The following is a 21080-nucleotide window of genomic DNA, read 5'->3' on the forward strand; positions in this document are numbered from 1 at the left end:
CACGTTTATCGTGGTGGCCATATTCATATGCACCATCGGGCCGATGGCGACCCGGTGCAACTGGCCGACGCCTCGGGAGGTGCGCACGCGCCCAAGGCTTAAACCTGTCGCAGCCCTGACACGGCTGGTGTTGCAAGGTTGCTCAATGGCGCCGACCTACACCGTGCCTTCGGTAAACCTCCCGACGGTCTACCGCGAACAGACCCGTGACGGCCCGTGGCACAACGAACATTGCAGGCGGTACAGCCCTGTCAGTGACAGGCAAGCGTGCGATTGGTCACCGCGTTCGGTGGGGGCTGGCAATCTGGCGACCGGCCTTTGCCCCAATCAACTTCGCCTGCCCATCCTTCTGCTTTCCCGTCCGCGCCTCAGTGATCAACCCTGGGATCAACTTGCCCTCGGGCAAGTTCTTCCAGAACCGGCTCGGCAAATGCCCTTCCATCACCTTGGGGTTCAACCGCGCTGGATTGAAGATGTGGCTGTAATAGGTCAGCCACATCGCACTGTGCGGATCCTCTACATTCTGCGCCAGGTGCCGCCACGCCTCGGGGCACTCGCGCTGATGAATAAGCTGCTCTCCGTCGTAGTACACCCCGTCCAGCGGCGTGGCGATCATCCAACGATGACGGCCCATGCGCCCGATGAAATGCTGGCTGGCGGATTTCAGAATGTCGTGTGCAGGCTCGTGCCAGGCCACATATTCCGGCAGCTCCGCCCCCGCCCCAGCAGGTAATGCGATAAACCGCACAAACGCATGCAGGTGGTGCGCCTCGCGGCTGACCTGTTTGATCCGCCGCTGCAACTCGCTACCCAGCTTGTCCCCCGCCAGCATCGCAGTACGATCGCCATGGCTCACACGCCACAACACTTCATACAGCAGGCTCCAGCGCTGGTCGCCGTGGTAGCAGGCGGCCGACTCCAGCAGATCCAACAGCGCCTTGGGCACGCGCGTCTGGAACGGCCCGAGGCCTTCGGGGATGGACTGGTCGGTGGCAAACAGATCAGCTACCTCGGCCTCGCCCCAACTCACCTGGCTGGGATCGACCTGATGGCTGAGCAGCCATCGCGCCTGGTCGCGCCAGGTGCTGAACAGGTTGTCGCATTCCAGGCTGATCATCCCCACAACCCCATTTGCTGCGGTGCGGGGCGGTCGCGCAATTGCTCACGTAGCAACACGCTGGTGCTTTCGGCCTGTTGCGGGTGATAGTCACTGGTGATGAAAAACGGCTTGGCCTTGGCCAGTACGCAGCGCATGCGCGCCAGGTCTTCGAAGCGGATCTTGCGTTCACGCCGCAGGTCCACCAGGCGCTGGGTGGTGCGCAGGCCAATGCCCGGAATGCGCGCAATCAAGGTCGGCTCGGCGCGGTTCAGGTCCAGGGGGAATACCTCGCGGTGTTCCAGGGCCCAGGCCAGCTTGGGGTCGATATCCAGGGCCAGGTGGCCGGGGCCTGCGAACAGTTCGTTGGCGCTGAACCCGTAGCTGCGCAGCAGGAAATCGGCCTGGTACAAGCGATGCTCGCGCATCAGCGGTGGTGCAGCCAGGGGCACGCTCTTCGGGCTGTTGGGGATGGGGCTGAACGCCGAGTAATACACACGCCGCAGCTTGAAATTGCCGTAAAGCGCTTCGGCACCGTGGAGGATGGTGCTGTCATCGGTGTCGTCGGCGCCGACGATCATTTGCGTACTTTGCCCTGCCGGGGCGAATCGCGGTGCGCGCGGCTCATTGAGCACGGTCTGCTCGCCGGTGTAGATGGTCTGCATGGCCTGCTTGATTGAGACGATCTGTTTTTCCGGCGCCAGGGTCTGCAAGCTGGTCTCGGTAGGCAGTTCGATATTCACGCTCAGGCGGTCGGCATAACGCCCGGCTTCGGCGATCAGCGCCGGGTCCGCATCGGGAATGGTCTTGAGGTGGATATAGCCGCGAAAGTCGTGATCTTCGCGAAGAAGCTTGGCGACCCGCACCAACTGCTCCATGGTGTAGTCGGACGAACGGATGATGCCAGAGCTGAGAAACAGCCCGCTGACGCAATTGCGCCGGTAGAAGTCCAGGGTCAGGGTGACCACCTCCTCCGGGCTGAAACGCGCGCGGGGCACGTCGCTGGAGCGGCGGTTGACGCAGTATTGGCAGTCGTAGAGACAGAAGTTGGTGAGCAACACCTTGAGCAATGACACGCATCGCCCATCGGGCGTATAGCTGTGGCAGATGCCCATGCCATCGGTAGAACCCAGCCCCGCCTTGCCCTCGGAGCTGCGCTTGGGCGCGCCGCTGCTGGCGCACGACGCGTCGTACTTGGCGGCGTCGGCGAGGATGCTGAGTTTTTCGATCAACTGCATGAAGGGCTACCGGTACTGGTTTTTTGTACAGTAGCAGAGGGTAGCTACAAGCTACAAGCTTGAAGCTTGAAGCTTGAAGCTTGAAGCTTGAAGCTTGTAGCTGGAACTCAGCTCGCGGTGGCGAGCAACACGTCACGCACCGAGCGTCCCTTGCCACGCCCACGGTCCAGTGCATACAGCGACGCTGCAATCTCATCCGCACGAATCGGCAGCACCGACAGCAAGGTGTCACTCAAACCGTGGCTGGCCTGGCTGAAACCCTGGATGTAGATGCCAGCGTTGCAACGCTCGTCGGTGACGATGCGGTAGTCGCGCGCCACCTCGAATTCGCCCAGATAATCTTCCAGCGGCGCCAGCAAGGCGCGGTGCGTCTGGCGCTCGTAGCCGGTGGCGAGGATCACCGCATCGTAATGATTGACGCTGGTTTCGCCGCTGGCGTTATTGCGCAGCACCAGCTCGATGCCCAACGAACCTGAGGTGGCTTTCTCGACCACCGTCATGGTGCGGAACGCCTGGCGGGCGATGCCGGAGACTTTCTGGCGATAAAAGATGCCGTAGATACGCTCGATCAGGTCCAGGTCTACCACCGAATAATTGGTGTTCTGGTACTCGGCGACCAGGCGCTCACGCTCGGCGCCTTCCTGCTGGAACACCAGGTCGGTAAAGGCCGGCGAGAACACTTCGTTGACGAACGGGCTGTCATCGGCGGGTTTGAGCGCCGACCCGCGCAGGATCATGTCGACCTGCACCGACGGGAAGCTGTCGTTCAGGTCGATAAAAGCTTCGGCTGCACTCTGGCCGCCGCCGATGATGGCGATGCGCATGGCCTTGCCCTCGACACACGGTTGCGTGGCCATGCGCGCTAGGTATTGAGAATGGTGGAACACCCGGCTGTCCCCTTTGAGCGCCTTGAACGCCTCCGGAATACGCGGTGTACCGCCGGCGCTGACCACCACCGAACGGGTGGTGCGCACGTGCTGCTCGCCCAAGGCATCGCGGGAAATCACGCGCAGCGCTTCAACCTGCTGCTGATGCAGGATCGGCTCGATGGCCAGCACTTCCTCGCCGTAGCGCGCCTGGGCCTGGAACTGCCCGGCGACCCAGCGCAGGTAGTCGTTGTACTCCATGCGACACGGGTAAAAGGTGCCCAGGTTGATAAAGTCCACCAAGCGGTCGTGGGCTTTCAGGTAATTGACGAAGGAATATGGGCTGGTGGGGTTGCGCAGGGTCACCAGGTCCTTGAGGAACGAGATCTGCAGTTCGCTCTGGGTCACCAGGGTATTGCCGTGCCAGCGGTAGTCGGCCTGTTTGTCGAGAAACAGCACGTCCAGTTTGCCCTGGGCCTTTTCGCGCTCCTGCAGGGCGATGGCCAGCGCCAGGTTCGAAGGGCCGAAACCGATACCGATCAGGTCGTGAACCGCGGGCGAAGCAATAGCCTGTGTCATTCCAGTGTCCTCTGGATAAGCCCCTTGGCGGTGGGGCGGGAATACCTTTCAAGACCTGCACAACAGGTCATGTGTTGATAGGAAACGAGGACAGTGAAATAAAATTTAACTAACAGGTGATCAGTGCGCTTCCCACTCTCGCATCCGCCCCCGGCAGTGCTTCATGGCGTTGACGATGTGTTTTTCCACCAGGGCGCGGGAAATGCACAGGCGCTCGGCGATTTGCAGGTGGGTCAGGCCGTCGAGCTTGCGCAGCAGAAAGCTGTCGCGACAGGCTGGCGGCAGCTCGGCCAGGGCGCGTTCGAGCAATTCCAGGCGCTGGCCGTGGTCGTGGTGGGTGTGGGGCGAGCAACTGGCGAAGCGCTCTTCGGCATCCAGCACATCCAGAGGTTCAACCTGGCGCAAGGCGTTGCGGCGATGACCGTCGATCACCAGGTTGAGCGCAGTGCGGTACAAAAAGGCGCGGGGTTGTTCGATGGGCGTGTCGCTGGAACGTTCCAGCACCCGAACATAAGCGTCATGCACCACATCCTCGGCCACCTGACGGTTGCCCAGCTTGGCGTTGAGGAAACACACCAGCTCGCGATAGTAGTTTTCCAACATGACTCCCGACCGCCGGGTGGCGGCATTAGGCCCTTGGGTGCAAAAAAGACAGCGTTTGGGTGATGGCAGTTTGAGTGCGTGCAATTTATAGTAATTCTCATCTACTTTTAAAGCACACTTGCATCAACGGACGATTATTTTTCTTCAAGGGAGCTGTAACTGCTTATGTAACCGCCTAAATCCCCCCGCAATTCCCTCGTCTACTTGTCAGCTCCCCGCAACTGCGGTCCGAACTTTCCTGGCTGGAACCAAAGCATGAAACGCCCTCGACCTGCCCGACGCGCCTTGCTGGCTATCGCGTGCCTGCTCCCCATCATCGCCATCGCGGCCTGGCAAGTGCTGCCGTCTGGGCGTGACACGCTCACCACCGTGAGCGTCACCCGCGGCAATATCGAAAACAGCGTGACGGCCCTGGGCACCCTGCAACCCAGGCGTTATGTGGATGTTGGCGCACAGGCGTCCGGGCAGATCCGCAAGATCCACGTCGAGGCCGGCGACCAGGTCCAGGAAGGCCAATTGCTGGTGGAAATCGACCCTTCCACGCAAAAAGCCAAGCTCGACGCCAGCCGGTACGCCATCGAAAACCTCAAGGCCCAGTTGCAGGAGCAAAATGCCCAGCATCAGTTGGCACGCCAGAAGTACCAGCGCCAGCAACGCCTGGCCGCCGGTAATGCGACCCGTGAAGAAGATGTACAAACCGCCAAAGCTGAATTGAGCGCCACTGCGGCCCGGGTCAGCATGTTCCAGGCGCAGATCCGACAAGCCCAGGCCAGCCTGCGCAGCGATGAAGCGGAGCTGGGCTACACACGCATCTATGCGCCGATGACCGGCACCGTCGTGGCGGTGGACGCGCGCGTCGGCCAGACCCTGAATGCCCAGCAGCAGACGCCGCTGATCCTGCGCATCGCCAAACTGTCACCGATGACCGTCTGGGCGGAAGTCTCGGAAGCCGATATCGGCCACGTCAAGCCGGGCATGACCGCGTACTTCACAACCCTGAGCGGCGGCAACCGGCGCTGGACCAGCACCGTGCGGCAGATCCTGCCGATCCCGCCCAAGCCCTTGAATGAAACCCAAGGCAGCGGCAGCCCCAACAGTTCCAGTAAAAGCGGCAGTGGCCGTGTGGTGCTGTACACCGTGCTGCTGGACGTGGACAACAGCGACAACGCGTTGATGGCGGAGATGACCACCCAGGTGTTTTTCGTTGCCAGCCAGGTCAAGGACGCCCTCACAGCACCGGTTGCCGCGCTGCGGGGCACGTCCAGTGCCGACCGCCAGATCGCACGGGTCGTGACCAAAAGCGGGCGTATCGAAGAACGCCACGTGCAACTGGGCATCAGTGACCGCCTGCGCGTCCAAGTGCTAGACGGCCTGAACGAGGGCGATCAACTGTTGATCGGCCCGGCCGACGGCATCGGGGGTTGAGTTGACCACGCCCCTGATCGAACTCAAGAACATCCGCAAATCCTACGGCGGCGGCGACAGCCCGCAGGTCGACGTGTTGCGCGGTATCGACCTGTCGATTCATGCCGGGGAGTTCGTTGCCATCGTCGGCGCCTCGGGCTCCGGCAAGTCCACGCTGATGAATATCCTCGGCTGCCTCGACCGCCCAAGCGTCGGTGACTACCTGTTCGCCGGGGAAAACGTCGCGCGCCTGGACTCTGACGAACTGGCCTGGCTGCGCCGCGAAGCCTTTGGCTTCGTGTTCCAGGGCTACCACTTGATTCCCTCCGGCTCGGCCCAGGAAAACGTCGAGATGCCGGCGATCTATGCCGGCATCAGCGCCACCGAGCGCCATGCCCGCGCCAACGCGCTACTCACGCGCCTGGGCCTGGCCGACCGCACCGGCAACCGTGCGCACCAGCTTTCCGGCGGCCAGCAGCAGCGCGTGTCCATCGCTCGCGCATTGATGAACGGTGGCCACATCATCCTGGCCGATGAACCCACCGGCGCCCTCGACAGCCACAGCGGCGCCGAGGTCATGACCCTGCTCGACGAACTGGCCAGCCAAGGCCACGTGGTGATCCTGATCACCCACGACCGCGAAGTGGCGGCGCGGGCCAACCGCATTATCGAGATTCGCGATGGGTTGATCATCAGTGACTCGGCCGATGGCAGCGAAGTTGCTCCTGCATTAGCCAACGGCGCCCTGCAAGCCGTTGACCTGCGCCAACGCCTGGCCGACGGCGCCGAGCACAATGGCGCGTGGAAAGCCGAACTGGTGGATGCCGTGCAAGCTGCCTGGCGGGTGATGTGGATCAACCGCTTCCGCACGGCGTTGACCCTGCTGGGCATCATCATCGGCGTGGCGTCGGTGGTGGTGATGCTCGCGGTGGGCGAAGGCAGCAAGCGCCAGGTCATGGCGCAGATGGGTGCGTTCGGTTCCAACATCATCTACCTCAGTGGCTCGTCGCCCAACCCGCGTACGCCGCCGGGGATCGTGTCGCTCAATGACGTCCACGCACTGGCAGGGCTGCCCCAGGTGCAGCGCATCATGCCGGTCAACGGCAGCGAAGCCGGGGTGCGTTTTGGCAATGTCGACTACATGGCCTATGTGGGCGGCAATGACACCAACTTCCCGGAGATTTTCAATTGGCCGGTGGTCGAGGGCAATTATTTTACCGCCGAGGACGAGCGCGCCGCCGCCACGGTGGCGGTGATCGGGCATCGTGTGCGCGAGAAACTGTTCAAGGGCGAGGTCGACCCCATCGGCCGGTACATCCTGATAGAGAACGTGCCGTTCCAGGTGATCGGGGTGCTGGCGGAAAAAGGCGCCAGCTCCGGCAACAAGGACAGCGACGACCGCATTGCCATCCCTTATACCGCCGCCAGCGTGCGCCTGTTCGGCAGCTATAACCCCGAATACGTGGTGATCGCGGCGGCTGATGCGCGCAAGGTCCACGAGGCCGAGTTGGCCATCGATCAGTTGATGCAGACGCTGCACAACGGCAAGCGCGACTACGAGCTGACCAACAACGCGGCGATGATCCAGGCCGAAGCCCACACGCAGAACACGCTGTCGTTGATGCTTGGTTCGATTGCCGCGATCTCCCTGTTGGTGGGCGGTATCGGCGTGATGAATATCATGTTGATGACTGTGCGCGAGCGTACCCGCGAAATCGGTATCCGCATGGCCACCGGTGCACGCCAGCGCGATATCCTGCGCCAGTTCCTCACCGAAGCGGTGATGCTCTCGGTGGTCGGCGGCCTGTGCGGCATCGCCCTGGCCCTGCTGGTGGGTGGCTTGCTGGTACTGGCCGACGTGGCGGTGCAGTTTTCCCTGGTGGCGGTGTGTGGCGCATTTGGTTGCGCGCTGGTCACCGGCGTCGTATTCGGCTTTATGCCGGCCCGTAAAGCTGCCCGGCTCGATCCGGTTAAGGCGTTGACCCGTGAATAAACGATCCATCTACTTGCCCGGCTTGTGTGTGTTGCTCAGCGCCTGCGCCGGCAACCCACCGGCCATCGACACGGCTATTGCGCCGCCTGCCGCCTGGCAATACGCCGAGCGCGACGCCGCCCAGGCCACCAACCAGCAATGGTGGACACACTTCGCCAGCCCGCAGTTGAACCGACTGGTCGAGCAGGCCCGCCGTGACAGTTTCGACGTTGCTGCCGCCACGGCCCGTGTGCGCCAGGCCCAGGCCAGTGCGGTGATAGCCGGCGCGCCGTTGTTGCCCGAGGTGAAGTTCAACCTTGAGACCAGTCACCAGAAACTCATACGCGGCTCAGGTGGACCGAACCTGGATGCGTCCCAAAGCGACGACGCCGTCGACAACTTCGGCGCCAACCTCACCGCCAGCTACGAAGTGGACTTCTGGGGTGGCCGCGCCGCCGCTCGCGACAGCGCCCTGCACAGCCTGCGCGCCAGCGAGTTTGACCAGGCCACCGTGGAACTGACCCTGCTCAGCAGCGTGGCCGACCGCTACGCACAAACCCTCGCCGCCCACCAGCGCCAGCAGATCGCCGAGCTGAACCTGGCCAATGCGCGCAACGTGCTCGACCTGGTACAGACGCGCTATGACGCCGGCTCCGCCACGGCCCTGGAACTGGCCCAGCAAAAAAGCCTGGTGGCCAGCCAGCAACGCCAGCTGCCGCTGATCCAGCAATTGGCCGAAGAATCGCAGATCACCCTGGCCGCCCTGCTCGGCCAACCGGTGCAGACCTTGGACCTGGGCGCCGAGCCCTTTCAGGCACTGACCTGGCCGAGCATCGGCGCCGGCCTGCCCAGCCAATTGCTCAGCCGCCGGCCCGACATCGCCAAGGCCGAGGCGCAACTGGCGGCGGCACAGGCTGATGTCACCGTGGCCCGCGCGGCCATGCTGCCCGCCGTCACCCTTGGCGCGACCCTGGGTTCCGACGCCTACAAGGCCATGGATGTGTTGCGCAGCCCCTATTACACGCTGACTGCAGGCTTGGTCGGCCCGATCTTCAACAACGGCCGTTTAAGCGCTGAACGCGACAAGGCCCGCGCACGCCAGGAAGAACTGCTGCAGACCTATCGCGGCGCGATCATCAATGGCTTTGCCGATGTGGAAAAAGCCCTCAGCCGCATCACCCGCCTCGACCAGCAACGCGACTGGCAAAGTGAAGAGTTGCACCAAGCCCGGACAGCGTTCCAGATCGCCGAAAGCCGCTACCAGGCAGGTGCCGAAGACCTGCTCACGGTGCTGGAAACCCAGCGCACGCTGTACGCGGCCCAAGACCAGAATGTGCAACTGCGGCTGTCGCGCCTGCAAGCCAGCATCGCGCTGTACAAGGCACTGGGCGGTGGCTGGCAGGCACAGATCCGATAAACAAAACTCCGATTTCGTACATTAGCCGTCTTCTCCCCCTACATTCTTCAACCTGAGGTCCTTGGTAAAAAAGCCGCTATCACACGGCCACCCAGGACCTCTCGATGACTGTTGCAAACTACCTGACGTGCGCCTGTCTCTGGCTGACCGCAAGCCTTGCCCCTGCCCAACCACTGCTCCCTCCCACCACCATAGACTGGCTGCTGGACTGTCACCTGCCCACCGTTAAGCGTCTGGACCCCAAGGTGCTGCAACGCACCCAATGCGGCATCGTGAACGTACCGCGCAATTACGCTATGCCCCGGCAAGGCAGCGTGCGTCTCTACCTGACGCGCGTCGGCGCCCGTGACCCGTTGAACCGGGAGGGCGTGGTGTTTGCCCAGCCAGGCCACGCCGCCGCAAACAACCAGGGCGGCACCTTTGTCATTCACCTGACCAGCCTCTGGGGCGCCTACGCCAACCCCGCCTATCGCACGCTGGTCAACCGTTACGACGTGATCGAACTCAGCCCCCGCGACCTCAGCAACGACAACGGCATCGAACAGGCCGCTCAGGACATGGAGTACGTCCGCACGCAACTGGGCGACGCCCAACTGCTCTACCTGGGCAATGATAACGCCGCCCGCCTGGGTAGCCGTTACGCTGCGCTGTTTCCCGAGCGCGTGGCGCGCATGGTGCTGGTCAACGCGCAACAGGCCGAGGAAGCGGCTCCGCCGGTCGAGCAACTGCGGCTGAAAGAACCCGTCAAGCACGCCGCCAGCAGTTGTATCAACCGCTGGGTCGGGGACTTCCTGGTCTTTGGCAAGCAGCCACCGCCGTCCACGCGTTGCCTTGACTCAGGTAACCGCAGAGCCGCCACCCGTTTGCGACCTGTTGCCACCGAAAACGACACGTGGCGTTGACGCTGCATCCGGATCGCTATTAAGTGCTATTTATCCGCATTAATACGATAAATCGAACCCATGCTAAGTCGCCCACTCCGACGCAAACGCCAGAAGCTGTCCGATGTGATTGTCGAGTCGGTCAAGCGCTCCATCGTCACCGACGCCTTGAAGCCCGGCGACCGTCTACCCACCGAACGTGAGCTGATGGAAAGCTTCCAGTGTTCCAAGGGCTCGGCCCGCGAAGCGCTCAAGGCCCTGGAAGTGGAAGGCCTGGTGAGCACACGCACCGGCCCCAGCGGTGGTGCTTACCTGAACCAGGCCGGCACTGAGCCAGCCAGCCGCGCGCTGCGCAACTACCTGCACTTCCAGCACCTGGATGGCGAACAGGTGTACCAACTGCGCAAAGTCATTGAAGTGGAACTCGCGGTGTCGGTGCTTGGGCGCTTGAGCGAAGACGACTACCAGGCCCTGCAAGACAACGTGGATTTCTGCAGCGCCCCGGAAGACAGCGAGTCCGGCCAGCGCGAGCAACGCCTGGCGGAACTGGAGTTCCACAACCTGCTGGCCAAGGCCTGCCCCAATCCGTTGCTGAGTTTTATGGCGCAGTTCCTCAACGACCTGCTGCGCGACCTGGTGGTGTTGAAAAAGGCCTACAAGCCCAAGCGCAAGCAGTTCGACGCGGCCAACCTGGATTATCACAAGCAGTTGCTGGTCGCCTTCCGTGCCGGGGATGAAAGCGCGGTGCGCGGTTTGATGCATGAGCATATGTGCGATGCGGAACACCATATGACGGCGCTGGAAGGTGAAGTCAGCCCGCACTTCCTTCTGGAGTTCGATCACCGCCCCTAAAGACACCACAGTTTGACCCTATTCCAACCAACACCTGCGTTATCCAATAACAGGCCTGCCCACAGGCCCTTGCTCCACCGTATCGCCCTTGCCACTCCTGCCAATAACTACACCAGGGAGTCACCCCATGCAGCGTCGTACGTTGTTGAAAGCCAGTCTCACCGCAGCCGCCGCCCTCAGCCTCCCGCTGAGTATCCGGTCGGCATTCGCCGCCGAGCCCTTTACCTTTTACGGCCTCAAGTCCATGTCTGGCGCCTTTGCCAGCTATGGCAAATTTGCCGACATGGGTTCGCGCCTGGCGGTGGAACAGCACCCCGAACTCCTCGGGCGCCCACTGAACTACAAAGTCATCGACACCGAAGGCAATGCCGGCAAGGCCGTGCGCAAGGTGCAGGAAGCCATCCAGCAGGACGGCGCGCGGTTCTTCCAAGGCTGCACGCTGTCGTCGTCGGCACTGGCGGTTGCCAAGGAAGTCGACAAGGTCGGCGGTGTGTTCATGACCCCGGTCGGCGCCGATGAAGTCACCGGCAAGGATTGCAACCTCGCGACCTTCCGCTGGTCGGTGCCCACCTACGGCGCGATCCGTGAAACCATGGTGCCGCTGATCAAGCTGCTGCCGGACGCCAAGCGCTGGTACACCATCACCCCGCAATACGTGTTCGGCGAAGCGCTGCTCGAAGGCGCAAAAACAGTGCTCAAGGAAAACGGCCTGGAACACATTGGCAACAGCTACCACTCACTGCAAGAACAAGAATTCTCCGGCTACCTGACCAACGCCATCGCCGCCAAGCCCGATGTGCTCGTGCTGCTCAACTTCGGCAGCCAGTCGTCCAACACCCTGCGTCAGGCGGTGAACTTCGGCATCAAGGAGCGCATGAAAGTGCTGCTGGTATGGTCCGCCGGCCTCGACCAATTCCAGGAATTGGGCAGCGATGTGCTTGAAGGCGTGTACCTCGGCGCACAGTACTGGCACCAGGTCGACACCCCGCTCAACCGTGAACTGGTCAAGCTGACCCAGGCGAAGTACGGCATCAACCCCACCTACCCGCTGGCCGCCGATTACATCAGCACCAAGGTCATGCTCGAAACCATCATTTCCACCGCCAGCTTTGACGGCAAAACCGTGGCCAAAGCCATGCAGGGCTTGAGTTTCGAAGGGCCGACCGGCAAGGAATCGATCCGCGCCGGCGACCACCAGGTGATCAAGGATTACTACCTGCTGATCGGCAAGGCCACCGGCGACATGGCCGACAAGGACGACCTGGCCAAGGTGCTCAGTGCCGGCCAGTCGTTCCCGCCGGTAGAAGCCACGGGCTGCACGCTCGGCTGATCCCCTGAATTTGGTAGCGCAGGGCCGTGCAAGCGGCCTCCTGCAGAGGGTTCCTGCATGCTTTCTCTTTACCTGTTCCAGATACTCAACGGCCTCGGTTTGGGGATGATCTACTTCCTGATCGCGGTCGGTCTCACGATCATTTTCGGCCTGCTCAACTTCGTCAACTTCGCCCACGGCGCGTTCTTTTTGCTGGGCGCCTACATCTGCTACACCGCCGTAAGCCTCACCGGCAACTTCTGGCTGGCGCTGCTCATCGCCCCGTTGGTGGTGGCCGCGTTGGCCTGGGCTATCGAGCGATTATTGATTCAACGGATTTACCACTTGCCGCACATGTTCCAGATCCTGGTGACCTTGGGCATCGCGTTGATCATCCAGGAAGCCAGCGTGATGATCTGGGGCCCGGTGGGCAAGAGCGTCGCCGTGCCAGAACTGCTGCGCGGCGTGCTGGTGGTGGGTGACTTCGTGTACCCATATTACCGCCTTTTCCTCATCGCGTTTTCCGGGCTGGTCGGCCTGGGCCTGTGGCTGCTGTTGGAACGCACGCGCTTCGGCGCTCTGGTGCGGGCAGGCAGTGAAAGCACCGAGACCGTGTCGCTGCTGGGCACGAATATCTTCCGCCTGTTCTCCATGACCTTCGCCCTTGGCGTAGCCCTGGCCGGCATGGCCGGTGTGCTGTTCGCACCGTTGCGCGGCGCCCAGCCCTTCGTCGGCCCGGAAATTCTCGGGGTGGCGTTTGTGGTCGTGGTGATCGGCGGCATGGGTTCGTTCAGCGGTGCGCTGGTCGGCGGTTTGCTGGTGGGCGTGGTGCAAAGCCTGATGACCACACTTTGGCCCCAGGGCGCGAGCCTGATGATCTACGGCGCAATGGCCGTGGTGATTCTGGTACGTCCTTACGGCCTGTTTGGGAGAGCCTGACATGAGCGAGAAAAATCCCCTGCCGTTTGCCAAGACGCAATCGCGCGCGATGTTGCTGTGGGTATTGGCAGTGCTGATTGGCCTGCCGTTGATACTGCCATCGGCGACCCTGGCCACCGAGATTCTGATCTTTGCCATGGCCGCCCTCGCCTGCAACTTGCTGCTGGGTTACACCGGGCTACTGTCCTTCGGCCAAGGCATCTTCTTTGGTGCCGGCGCGTATTGTGCGGCGTTGCTGATGATCCACCTGCAAATGGGTTTGTTCACGGCGCTGCTTGGCGCCGCCGTCGCCGGTGGGTTCCTGGCCTTGTTGGTGGGCGCCCTGGCGATCCGCCGCACCGGCATCTACTTCGTGATGCTGACCCTGGCGTTCAGCCAAATGGCTTACTTCGTCGCCTATACGCTCAGTGACTGGACCGGCGGCGACAACGGCCTGCTCAGCGTGCCACGCCCGCAAATCCGTCTCGGTGACAGCGTGTTGCTGTCGCTGGCCGACGCCCGCGCCTTCTACGGTTTTGTCGCGGTGCTGTTCCTGCTGATCTTTATCGGCGCACGCCGGGTGATCGCCTCACCGTTCGGCAGCACGCTGATGGCGATCCGCGAAAACGAAACCCGTGCCTCGGCCATCGGCTACGACACGCGGCATTTCAAGATCCTGGTGTTTGTACTGTCCGGCGCGGTCACCGGGATTGCCGGGGCGCTGTACGCGATGCTGCTGCACTTTGTGCCGCTGTCGAATATCGACCTGATGATGTCCGAGAACATCCTGATCATGACCATCGTCGGCGGCACGGGCTCGTTGTTCGGCTCGTTGCTGGGCGCCGGTTCCATCGTGTTGCTGGGGGATTTCCTCTCCGACCTGTGGCCGCGCTGGCTGATGCTGTTAGGGTTGATTTTGATCCTGGTGGTGATCTTCATGCGCGGTGGTTTGTGGGGCGGCCTGGTGTCGCTGTTTGAACGCGTGCGAGGCGGTCGCAAGGCCGCCGCTGTCGCCAAGGAGGAAGGGCTATGAGCATCCTGCTCGAAACCAACGACCTGGAACTGGCCTACGGTGCCTTCCATGCGGTGAATGGCGTAAACCTCAAGGTCGAAGCCGGCACCATCCACACCATCATTGGCCCCAACGGCGCGGGCAAGACCAGCCTGTTCCACTGCCTCACCGGTGAACGCCAGGCCACCGCCGGGGCGATTCATTTCGACGGCAGGAACCTGATGCGCAAACCTGCCCATGCCCGTGTCGGCCTGGGTATGGCGCGCTCGTTCCAGCTCACTAGCCTGTTCCAGAACCTCAGCGTGCGCGAAAACCTGCGCCTGGCCGCCCAAGGCCGCGATGGTGCACGCGCCCTGAATTTCTGGCGCCGCGTGGACAGCAAGCGCGAACACCTGGAGATGGCCGATCAAGTGCTGGAGCGCCTGCAACTCACCGCCCGCGCCGATACCCTGGCCGGCGAGTTGTCCCACGGCCAGCAACGCGTGCTGGAGGTGGGCATGTCGATCTGCTCCAAACCCAAACTGTTGATGCTCGACGAGCCCACCTCGGGCATGGGCATCGACGACATCCCGATCATGACCCAACTGATCAGCGACCTCGGCCGCGACCACACGGTGCTGTTGATCGAACACAACATGAGCATTGTCATGTCCATCAGCCAACGCATCACAGTGATGAGCCACGGGCAGATCCTGGTGGAAGGCACGCCGGAATTCGTGCGGGCTGATGAACGTGTGCGCAGTGCTTACCTTGGGGAGGCTGCCTGATGCTGATCGTCGACAATATCCACTCCTACTACGACAAGAGCCACGTGCTGGAAGGCGTGTCGCTGACCGTAAACCCTGGCGAGTTGGTGACACTGCTGGGACGCAACGGTGCCGGCAAGACCACGACGCTGCGCAGCATCCTCGGGATTATTTGCCCACGTCAGGGCCAGATCCATTTCAACGGCCAGGCGCTGGTGGGCCAGAAGGTCTTTGAAATTGCTCGCCAGGGCCTGGCGCTGGTACCTGAGAACCGCGGAATTTTCCGCCTGCTGACCGTCGAAGAAAACCTGCGCATCGCCGCACGCAAGACCAGCCGCTGGCAGCTCGAAGATGTCTACGGCATGTTCCCGCGCCTCAAGGAGCGGCGTAAAAACGCCGGCCACGCGCTGTCTGGTGGCGAGCAACAGATGCTCGCCATCGCCCGTGCGCTGCTCAACGACCCAAAGTTGCTGATCCTTGATGAGCCCACCGAAGGCCTGGCCCCGGTGATCGTCGACGAGCTGGTGAAGATCCTGCGCAAGGTCAAGGACGACGGCCTGCCAGTGTTGCTGGTGGAACAGAACCTGATGGTCTGCGACAAGCTCGCCGACCGCCATTATGTGCTCGAACAAGGCCGCGTGGTCTACGAGGGCAGCGCCGCCGCTTTCCGCGCCGACCCGACCATCAAAAACCGCTATTTGGCCCTGAGTGCCTGACCGGAGACTGCTGATGAATAGTTTTGCGCAACCGCTCAAGAGCAACGCCCCGCTGATCAACCGCGACCGCCTGTGGCAATCCTTGATGGACCTGGCCCAGCTGGGCGCCACGGCCAAGGGCGGCGTGTGCCGCCTGGCCCTCACCGATCTGGACCGCCAGGCCCGCGACCTGTTTGTGCAATGGTGTGAGGCGGCCGGGTGCAGCGTCAGTGTCGACGCCATCGGCAATATTTTCGCGCGCCGCGCCGGACGCAATCCTGCCCTGCCCCCGGTGATGACCGGCAGCCATATCGACACCCAGCCCACCGGCGGCAAGTTCGACGGTTGCTATGGGGTGATGGCCGGGTTGGAGGTGATCCGCACCCTCAATGACTTGAACATCGAAACCGATGCGCCGATTGAAGTGGTGGTATGGACCAACGAAGAAGGCTCGCGCTTCCCGCCCTGCATGATGGGTTCGGGTGTGTTTGCCGGTAAATTCGATTTACAGGACACCCTCGATAAGCTCGACGACCAAGGCCTGTCGGTGGGCGCCGAGTTGCAACGCATCGGCTATGCCGGTTCGCGCGCGGTGGTCGGCCACCCGGTGGGTGCGTATTTCGAAGCCCATATCGAACAAGGCCCGGTGCTGGAAGACCAGGCCACGACGATTGGCGTGGTCATGGGCTGCCTGGGCCAGAAGTGGTTCGACCTCACCCTCACCGGCGTCGAAGCCCACGCCGGCCCGACGCCGATGCACCTGCGCAAGGATGCCCTGGTGGGCGCCGCAGAGGTAGTCAGCGCGGTCAACCGTATCGCCCATCAACAACAACCCCACGCCTGTGGCACGGTCGGTTGCCTGAGCCTGCACCCGGGATCGCGCAATGTGATTCCGGGCCAAGTGCACATGACCATCGACCTGCGCCATCTGCATGCGGACACGCTGCAAGCGATGGTCGATGAAGTGCGCGGCGTGATCGAAGCCACCGCCAAAACGCACGGCCTCACCTTTGAGCTGACGCCGACAGCCGACTTCCCACCGCTGGACTTCAACCCGGCTTGCGTCAACGCGGTGCGCGACGCGGCGAGTGTCTTGGGCTTGAGCCATATGGATATCGTCAGCGGCGCCGGGCACGACGCGATTTTCGTCGCCGAACTGGGCCCCGCCGGGATGATCTTTGTGCCGTGCGAAGGCGGCATCAGCCATAACGAAATCGAAAACGCCGCGCCGGATGACTTGGCGGCGGGCTGCGCGGTATTGCTGCGCGCCATGGTCAAGGCGGCTCAGGGGGATGTGGCATGAGTGAAATCGGCGAATTGACGGCAGTGCAACTGCTGCAGCATTTTCGCGACAAGCGCCTGTCGCCGGTGGAAGTCACCAGAGACGCTTTGCGGCGTATCGAACGTTTCAATCCGGTAGTGAATGCCTACTGCCATGTGGACCCGGAAGGCGCGCTGAACGCGGCGCGCGCTTCGGAACAACGTTGGCTCGACGGCCAACCCTGCGGCGCGTTGGACGGTGTGCCGGCGTCGATCAAAGACCTCACGCTGACGATAGGCATGCCCACTCGAAAGGGCTCGCGCACCTCATCCGCCGACGGGCCGTGGGAGGTCGACGCGCCCTTCCCGGCCTTTATGCGCAAGGCCGGCGCGGTGCTACTGGGCAAAACCACCACCCCGGAATTCGGCTGGAAAGGCGTCACCGATAACCCGCTCTACGGCATCACCCGCAACCCCTGGGACACACGCACCACGGCGGGCGGCTCGTCCGGTGGCGCTGGGGCCGCGGCGGCGTTGAACCTGGGCGTGCTGCACCAAGGCAGCGATGCCGGCGGTTCGATTCGGATTCCCTGTGCGTTTACCGGCACCTTTGGTATCAAGCCGACCTTTGGCTATGTGCCGCAGTGGCCGGCCAGTTCCATGACCCTCCTTTCACACCTGGGGCCGATGACCCGTACCGTGGAGGACAGCGTGTTGATGCTGCAGACCATCGCCCAGCCGGATGCACGGGATGGCTTGATCGGCGCGCCACGCACCACACCATGGCTGACGCCGGGTACGGATCTGAAGGGTTTGCGCGTCGCCTATAGCCCGAACTTCGGTTACGTGGACGTCGACCCGCACGTGGCCAAGGTCGTCGCTCAAGCGGTGGCAGGGCTGGTGCAACTGGGCGCCCATGTCGAGCAAATCGACCCCGGCTTCAGCGACCCGCTGGAAGTCTTCAGCACCCTGTGGGCAGCCGGCGCCGCACGCCTGACCGGCGCCATGAGCGAGGCGCAAAAACAGTTGCTCGACCCTGGTTTGCTGCGCATCGCACGACGCGGTGAGCGGTTGAGCCTGGATGACTTCAGCGCCGCCCTCGAAGCACGCGCAGCACTGGTAGCGCGCATGGCGGCCTTTCATGAACATTACGACGTGCTGGTATCGCCGATGATGCCGATCACCGCGTTCGACGCCGGGCACGACGTGCCACCGGGCTCGGATTTTCAGGAGTGGACAGAGTGGACGCCGTTCACCTACCCCTTCAACCTCACCCAACAACCGGCAGCCTCAGTGCCGTGTGGGCTAGCAGCGAATGGGCTGCCGGTGGGCTTGCATGTGGTAGGCGCACGGTTTGCGGATGAAACGGTTTTACGGGTGTGCCAGGTGTATGCCAAAGCATTCCCTACCCCGCACTTGCAGACACCCAAAACCCCAGCCTGAAATGCAATAACCTGTGCGGGCTTGCTCGCACCGTTTTGACCGCATTCCATTACAATGCCCCCATTCATCCCCGGGGGCTTCATGGACATCGAACTGGCACGCACTTTCCTCGAAATCACCCGCTGCGGCAGCCTGGCTGCAGCGGCCGAGAAACTGCACGTCACCCAGACCGCCATCACCGCAAGGGTCAAGAGCCTGGAAAGCCAGTTGGGCAGCACGCTGTTCGTGCGCAACCGTGCTGGCGCGAGGCTGACCGCCGATGGCGAAGCCTTCGTGGTGTACGCCAACCAATTGCTGCAAACCTGGGAAGCCGCCAAGCGTGACCTGCCCTTGCCGGATGGCTATCGCAACGTGCTGCACATCGGTGGCGAGGTCAGCCTGTGCAACCCGCTGATGCTCGGCTGGGCCCAGGCGCTGCGCCAACATATCCCCGGCCATGCGCTGCGTACCGAAATCCGTGAAGGCGAGTACCTGTTGCGCCAGTTGGAACTGGGCGTGCTCGACGCCGCGCTGGTGTTCCAACCGCAGTACTGGCCGGGGTTGCAGGTGGAGCAGGTGCTGGAAGAAAAACTGATCCTGGTGCAACTGGTGAGCAATCCAGCCCCCTATGTGTATATCGACTGGGGCCCAGGCTTTCGCCAGCAGCATGACGCCGCTCTGCCCGACAAGGCCCGCGCCGCGCTGAGTTTCAACCTCGGGCCACTCGCGTTGCAGTACATCCTGGAGAACGGTGGCGCCGGCTATTTCCGTACCCGCGTGGTGCAAAGCTACCTCGACAGCGGCGTGATGCAGCGCGTGCCGAAGGCGCCGGAGTTCAGCTTTCCCACTTACCTGGTGTATTCAAGGGCGCGAGATTCGGCGGTGTTGCAACAGGCGCTGGGGTTGCTGCGCGAAGTGGTCAAGGCCGAAAGTGACTGGTCGCAGCGCTGGGACCCCTTGATTTGAATCACCCTGACTCCGCGCGCATGCTAGCCTGCGGGGGTTTCCTTTTGCAGCCTTGCCGATGAACAAGAAAAAGTCCGTCACCATCAGCGACATCGCCAAACGCGTGGGCATGACCACCATCACGGTGTCCCGCGCGCTGAGCAAACCTGACTTGGTCAAGCCGGCCACCCTGGCGCGCATCCTCGAAGTAGCGCGGGAGCTGGACTATGTGCCCAACGCCTTCGCGCGCGGGCTCAAGCGCAGTGAAAGCCTGATCATCGGCGTGATCACCGCCTCAGTGGACAACCCGTTCTACAGCGAAATGATCAAGGCGATTTCCCGCGAGGCCAAGCAGCACGGCTACACCATCATGCTGGTGGACACCGACGAGCTGGAAGAACTGGAAAGCAAAGCCGTGGACACCCTGTTGGGCTACCGCGTGGCGGGGATCATCCTGTCGCCGGTCTCGGACGAGCCGAGCTACCAACCCGACTACCTTGAACGCCTGGGCAACGGCAAGACCCCGGTGGTGCTGCTCGATCGCACGATCCACGACAGCCCGTTCAGCCGCGTGGTGCTGGACAACTACCACAGCGGCATCCAGGCCGCGCACTACCTGCTGCGCCAGACGCCCGACCTCAAGCGCCTGCTGGTGCTGACGGGGCCCGAACACTCACGCATCACCGTCGAACGCCTCAAGGGCCTGCACGAAGTGCTGGCCGAACATCCCCAGGTGCAGGTCGAAGTGCAGGCCGGCGACTACACGCTGATGCCGTCGTACCTGCACACCCTCGACTACCTGGCCGAACACTCGGCGCCGGATGCGATCATGGGCTTCAACCAGTTGATCACCCTCGGTGCCCTGCGCGCGTTGCGCATGCACAACATCCCCCACGACAGCCTGACCATTTGCGGCATCGACCGCCTGCCCTTCGCCGATATCTTCGGCGTGCCCATCGCCTGCGTGGCCCACGACGCGTCCTTGGCCGGCAGCAGCGCGGTACGCCTGTTGCTTGACCACCTCGAAGACCCGTTCAAACCACGGGACAAGGTGGTGATAGCCGGCCAGTTGGAAAACGGCTAGCGGCTGGTATAGCCGCCGTCGATGGGCAGGCTGACACCGCTGATCATGCTGGCGGCGCGGCTCAGCAGGAACAGCACCGGCAGCGCAACTTCCACGGTTTCAGCGAAGCGTCCCAAGGGAATAGCCGCCAGCGCAGGATCACGCTTGGCCGGCTCGGACCAGGCCATGGTCGCCATCGGTGTGAGCGTGACCGTAGGATTGACGCTGTTGACGCGAATCCCAAAACGGCCCCACTCGGCGCATTGCACACGGGTGATCGCGTCCAGCGCGGCCTTGGACGCGCAGTAGCCGAGGTGATCGTCCAGGGCCACCAGCGAGGCCTGGCTGGAGACGTTGACGATGCTACCGGCGATGTGTGCCTTGATCATTTTGGCGGCCACGCGGCTGGCGACTTGCGCGGCGGCGCGGGCGTTGACGTTCATCACTTGGTCGAACGCGTCGGCGCTGATCATGGCAGCGGGTTCCAGGCGCGAGATGCCGGCACAGTTGACCAGGCCGTGCAGCGGCGGCAGGTCTTGCAGGGCTTTGTCGAGGGCGGTGCTGTCGGCGATGTCCAGGCAGAGGGTGTGGCAGCCGAGTTGGGCCAGGGCTTGGGCGTCGCGGCCGAGGGCAAAGACGTCGGCGCCGCTGGCGATCAACTGCAGGGCGATCTCGCGGCCGATGCCACTGCTGGCGCCGGTGACGAGGATACGGTGGTGGGTGAAGTCGAAGGCTGCGTTCATAGATCACAATCTCAAGAACAATGGAGATCCCCTGTGGGTGCGACGGTTCGACTTGCTCG

General features: G+C 62.8%; 19 protein-coding genes and 1 pseudogene. 15 read left to right on the forward strand and 5 right to left on the reverse strand.

Translation table 11 applies throughout. From position 1 onward, the window contains the following. Nucleotides 1-43: 43 nt before the first annotated feature. Nucleotides 44-277 (forward strand): annotated as a pseudogene (locus tag AACY44_RS15495) (hypothetical protein); the annotation flags it as partial. On the opposite strand, the gene AACY44_RS15500 reads toward AACY44_RS15495, so the two are convergent. The 4 genes from AACY44_RS15500 to AACY44_RS15515 all read right to left on the reverse strand — a co-directional run bounded on the left by AACY44_RS15500 (nucleotide 278) and on the right by AACY44_RS15515 (nucleotide 4382). Next, nucleotides 278-1117, reverse strand: a complete 840-nt coding sequence (locus tag AACY44_RS15500; protein WP_339530574.1) for a TIGR03915 family putative DNA repair protein — start codon at nucleotides 1115-1117, stop codon at nucleotides 278-280. It lies immediately after the preceding pseudogene. Continuing rightward, nucleotides 1114-2334, reverse strand: a complete 1221-nt coding sequence (locus tag AACY44_RS15505) for a putative DNA modification/repair radical SAM protein (RefSeq protein WP_339427861.1) — start codon at nucleotides 2332-2334, stop codon at nucleotides 1114-1116. The genes AACY44_RS15500 and AACY44_RS15505 overlap by 4 nt, the downstream gene beginning before the upstream one ends. Nucleotides 2335-2441: 107 nt before the next feature. Continuing rightward, entirely contained in the window at nucleotides 2442-3779 is a 1338-nt protein-coding gene (locus tag AACY44_RS15510) for a lysine N(6)-hydroxylase/L-ornithine N(5)-oxygenase family protein (RefSeq protein ID WP_339417998.1), read from the reverse strand. Between the two features lie 120 nt (nucleotides 3780-3899). Next, nucleotides 3900-4382: a sigma-70 family RNA polymerase sigma factor gene (locus AACY44_RS15515; RefSeq protein WP_065875993.1), complete on the reverse strand. Its 483-nt coding sequence runs from the start codon at nucleotides 4380-4382 to the stop codon at nucleotides 3900-3902. A 255-nt stretch (nucleotides 4383-4637) separates the two neighbouring features. Here AACY44_RS15515 and AACY44_RS15520 point away from each other — a divergent pair, with 255 nt between their 5' ends. The 14 genes from AACY44_RS15520 to AACY44_RS15585 all read left to right on the forward strand — a co-directional run bounded on the left by AACY44_RS15520 (nucleotide 4638) and on the right by AACY44_RS15585 (nucleotide 20299). After that, on the forward strand, nucleotides 4638-5807 hold the full coding sequence (locus AACY44_RS15520) for an efflux RND transporter periplasmic adaptor subunit (protein ID WP_339418000.1): 1170 nt from the start codon (nucleotides 4638-4640) through the stop codon (nucleotides 5805-5807). A gap of 1 nt (nucleotide 5808) precedes the next feature. Further along, nucleotides 5809-7779, forward strand: a complete 1971-nt coding sequence (locus AACY44_RS15525; RefSeq protein WP_339530576.1) for a MacB family efflux pump subunit — start codon at nucleotides 5809-5811, stop codon at nucleotides 7777-7779. After that, nucleotides 7772-9175 carry an efflux transporter outer membrane subunit gene (locus AACY44_RS15530; RefSeq protein ID WP_339427864.1) on the forward strand — a complete coding sequence of 468 codons (1404 nt, stop codon included), beginning with the start codon at nucleotides 7772-7774 and terminating at the stop codon, nucleotides 9173-9175. Before AACY44_RS15525 ends, AACY44_RS15530 begins: the two co-directional genes overlap by 8 nt. A gap of 104 nt (nucleotides 9176-9279) precedes the next feature. Then, entirely contained in the window at nucleotides 9280-10077 is a 798-nt protein-coding gene (locus tag AACY44_RS15535) for an alpha/beta fold hydrolase (RefSeq protein WP_339418003.1), read from the forward strand. A 60-nt stretch (nucleotides 10078-10137) separates the two neighbouring features. Further along, complete coding sequence (locus tag AACY44_RS15540) at nucleotides 10138-10908, forward strand: FadR/GntR family transcriptional regulator (protein ID WP_339418004.1); 771 nt, start codon at nucleotides 10138-10140, stop codon at nucleotides 10906-10908. Nucleotides 10909-11035: 127 nt separating this feature from the next. Beyond that, nucleotides 11036-12238: an ABC transporter substrate-binding protein gene (locus AACY44_RS15545; RefSeq protein ID WP_339418006.1), complete on the forward strand. Its 1203-nt coding sequence runs from the start codon at nucleotides 11036-11038 to the stop codon at nucleotides 12236-12238. 57 nt (nucleotides 12239-12295) lie between these two features. Further along, nucleotides 12296-13156 (forward strand): branched-chain amino acid ABC transporter permease, encoded by an 861-nt coding sequence (locus AACY44_RS15550; protein ID WP_339418008.1) that lies wholly within the window; start codon nucleotides 12296-12298, stop codon nucleotides 13154-13156. 1 nt (nucleotide 13157) lies between these two features. Further along, on the forward strand, nucleotides 13158-14168 hold the full coding sequence (locus AACY44_RS15555; RefSeq protein WP_339418009.1) for a branched-chain amino acid ABC transporter permease: 1011 nt from the start codon (nucleotides 13158-13160) through the stop codon (nucleotides 14166-14168). Continuing rightward, entirely contained in the window at nucleotides 14165-14914 is a 750-nt protein-coding gene (locus AACY44_RS15560) for an ABC transporter ATP-binding protein (protein ID WP_339418010.1), read from the forward strand. The genes AACY44_RS15555 and AACY44_RS15560 overlap by 4 nt, the downstream gene beginning before the upstream one ends. Further along, nucleotides 14914-15609: an ABC transporter ATP-binding protein gene (locus AACY44_RS15565; RefSeq protein ID WP_339418011.1), complete on the forward strand. Its 696-nt coding sequence runs from the start codon at nucleotides 14914-14916 to the stop codon at nucleotides 15607-15609. The genes AACY44_RS15560 and AACY44_RS15565 overlap by 1 nt, the downstream gene beginning before the upstream one ends. A gap of 13 nt (nucleotides 15610-15622) precedes the next feature. Next, nucleotides 15623-16891: a Zn-dependent hydrolase gene (locus AACY44_RS15570; RefSeq protein WP_339418013.1), complete on the forward strand. Its 1269-nt coding sequence runs from the start codon at nucleotides 15623-15625 to the stop codon at nucleotides 16889-16891. Next, nucleotides 16888-18291 carry an amidase gene (locus AACY44_RS15575; RefSeq protein ID WP_339530578.1) on the forward strand — a complete coding sequence of 468 codons (1404 nt, stop codon included), beginning with the start codon at nucleotides 16888-16890 and terminating at the stop codon, nucleotides 18289-18291. Before AACY44_RS15570 ends, AACY44_RS15575 begins: the two co-directional genes overlap by 4 nt. Nucleotides 18292-18372: 81 nt before the next feature. Next, nucleotides 18373-19236: a LysR family transcriptional regulator gene (locus AACY44_RS15580; RefSeq protein WP_122684030.1), complete on the forward strand. Its 864-nt coding sequence runs from the start codon at nucleotides 18373-18375 to the stop codon at nucleotides 19234-19236. A gap of 58 nt (nucleotides 19237-19294) precedes the next feature. Then, nucleotides 19295-20299 carry a LacI family DNA-binding transcriptional regulator gene (locus tag AACY44_RS15585; protein WP_339467570.1) on the forward strand — a complete coding sequence of 335 codons (1005 nt, stop codon included), beginning with the start codon at nucleotides 19295-19297 and terminating at the stop codon, nucleotides 20297-20299. Here the strand turns inward: AACY44_RS15585 and AACY44_RS15590 are convergent. Further along, the gene (locus AACY44_RS15590) at nucleotides 20296-21021 is read right to left on the reverse strand and encodes an SDR family oxidoreductase (protein ID WP_339418021.1); all 726 of its coding nucleotides are present in this window, start codon (nucleotides 21019-21021) and stop codon (nucleotides 20296-20298) included. The two genes, AACY44_RS15585 and AACY44_RS15590, sit on opposite strands and share 4 nt — an antisense overlap. Nucleotides 21022-21080 lie beyond the last annotated feature (59 nt).

The organism is Pseudomonas sp. RA_15y_Pfl1_P11 (assembly GCF_963970975.1).
Classification (GTDB): Bacteria; Pseudomonadota; Gammaproteobacteria; order Pseudomonadales; family Pseudomonadaceae; genus Aquipseudomonas; species Aquipseudomonas tritici.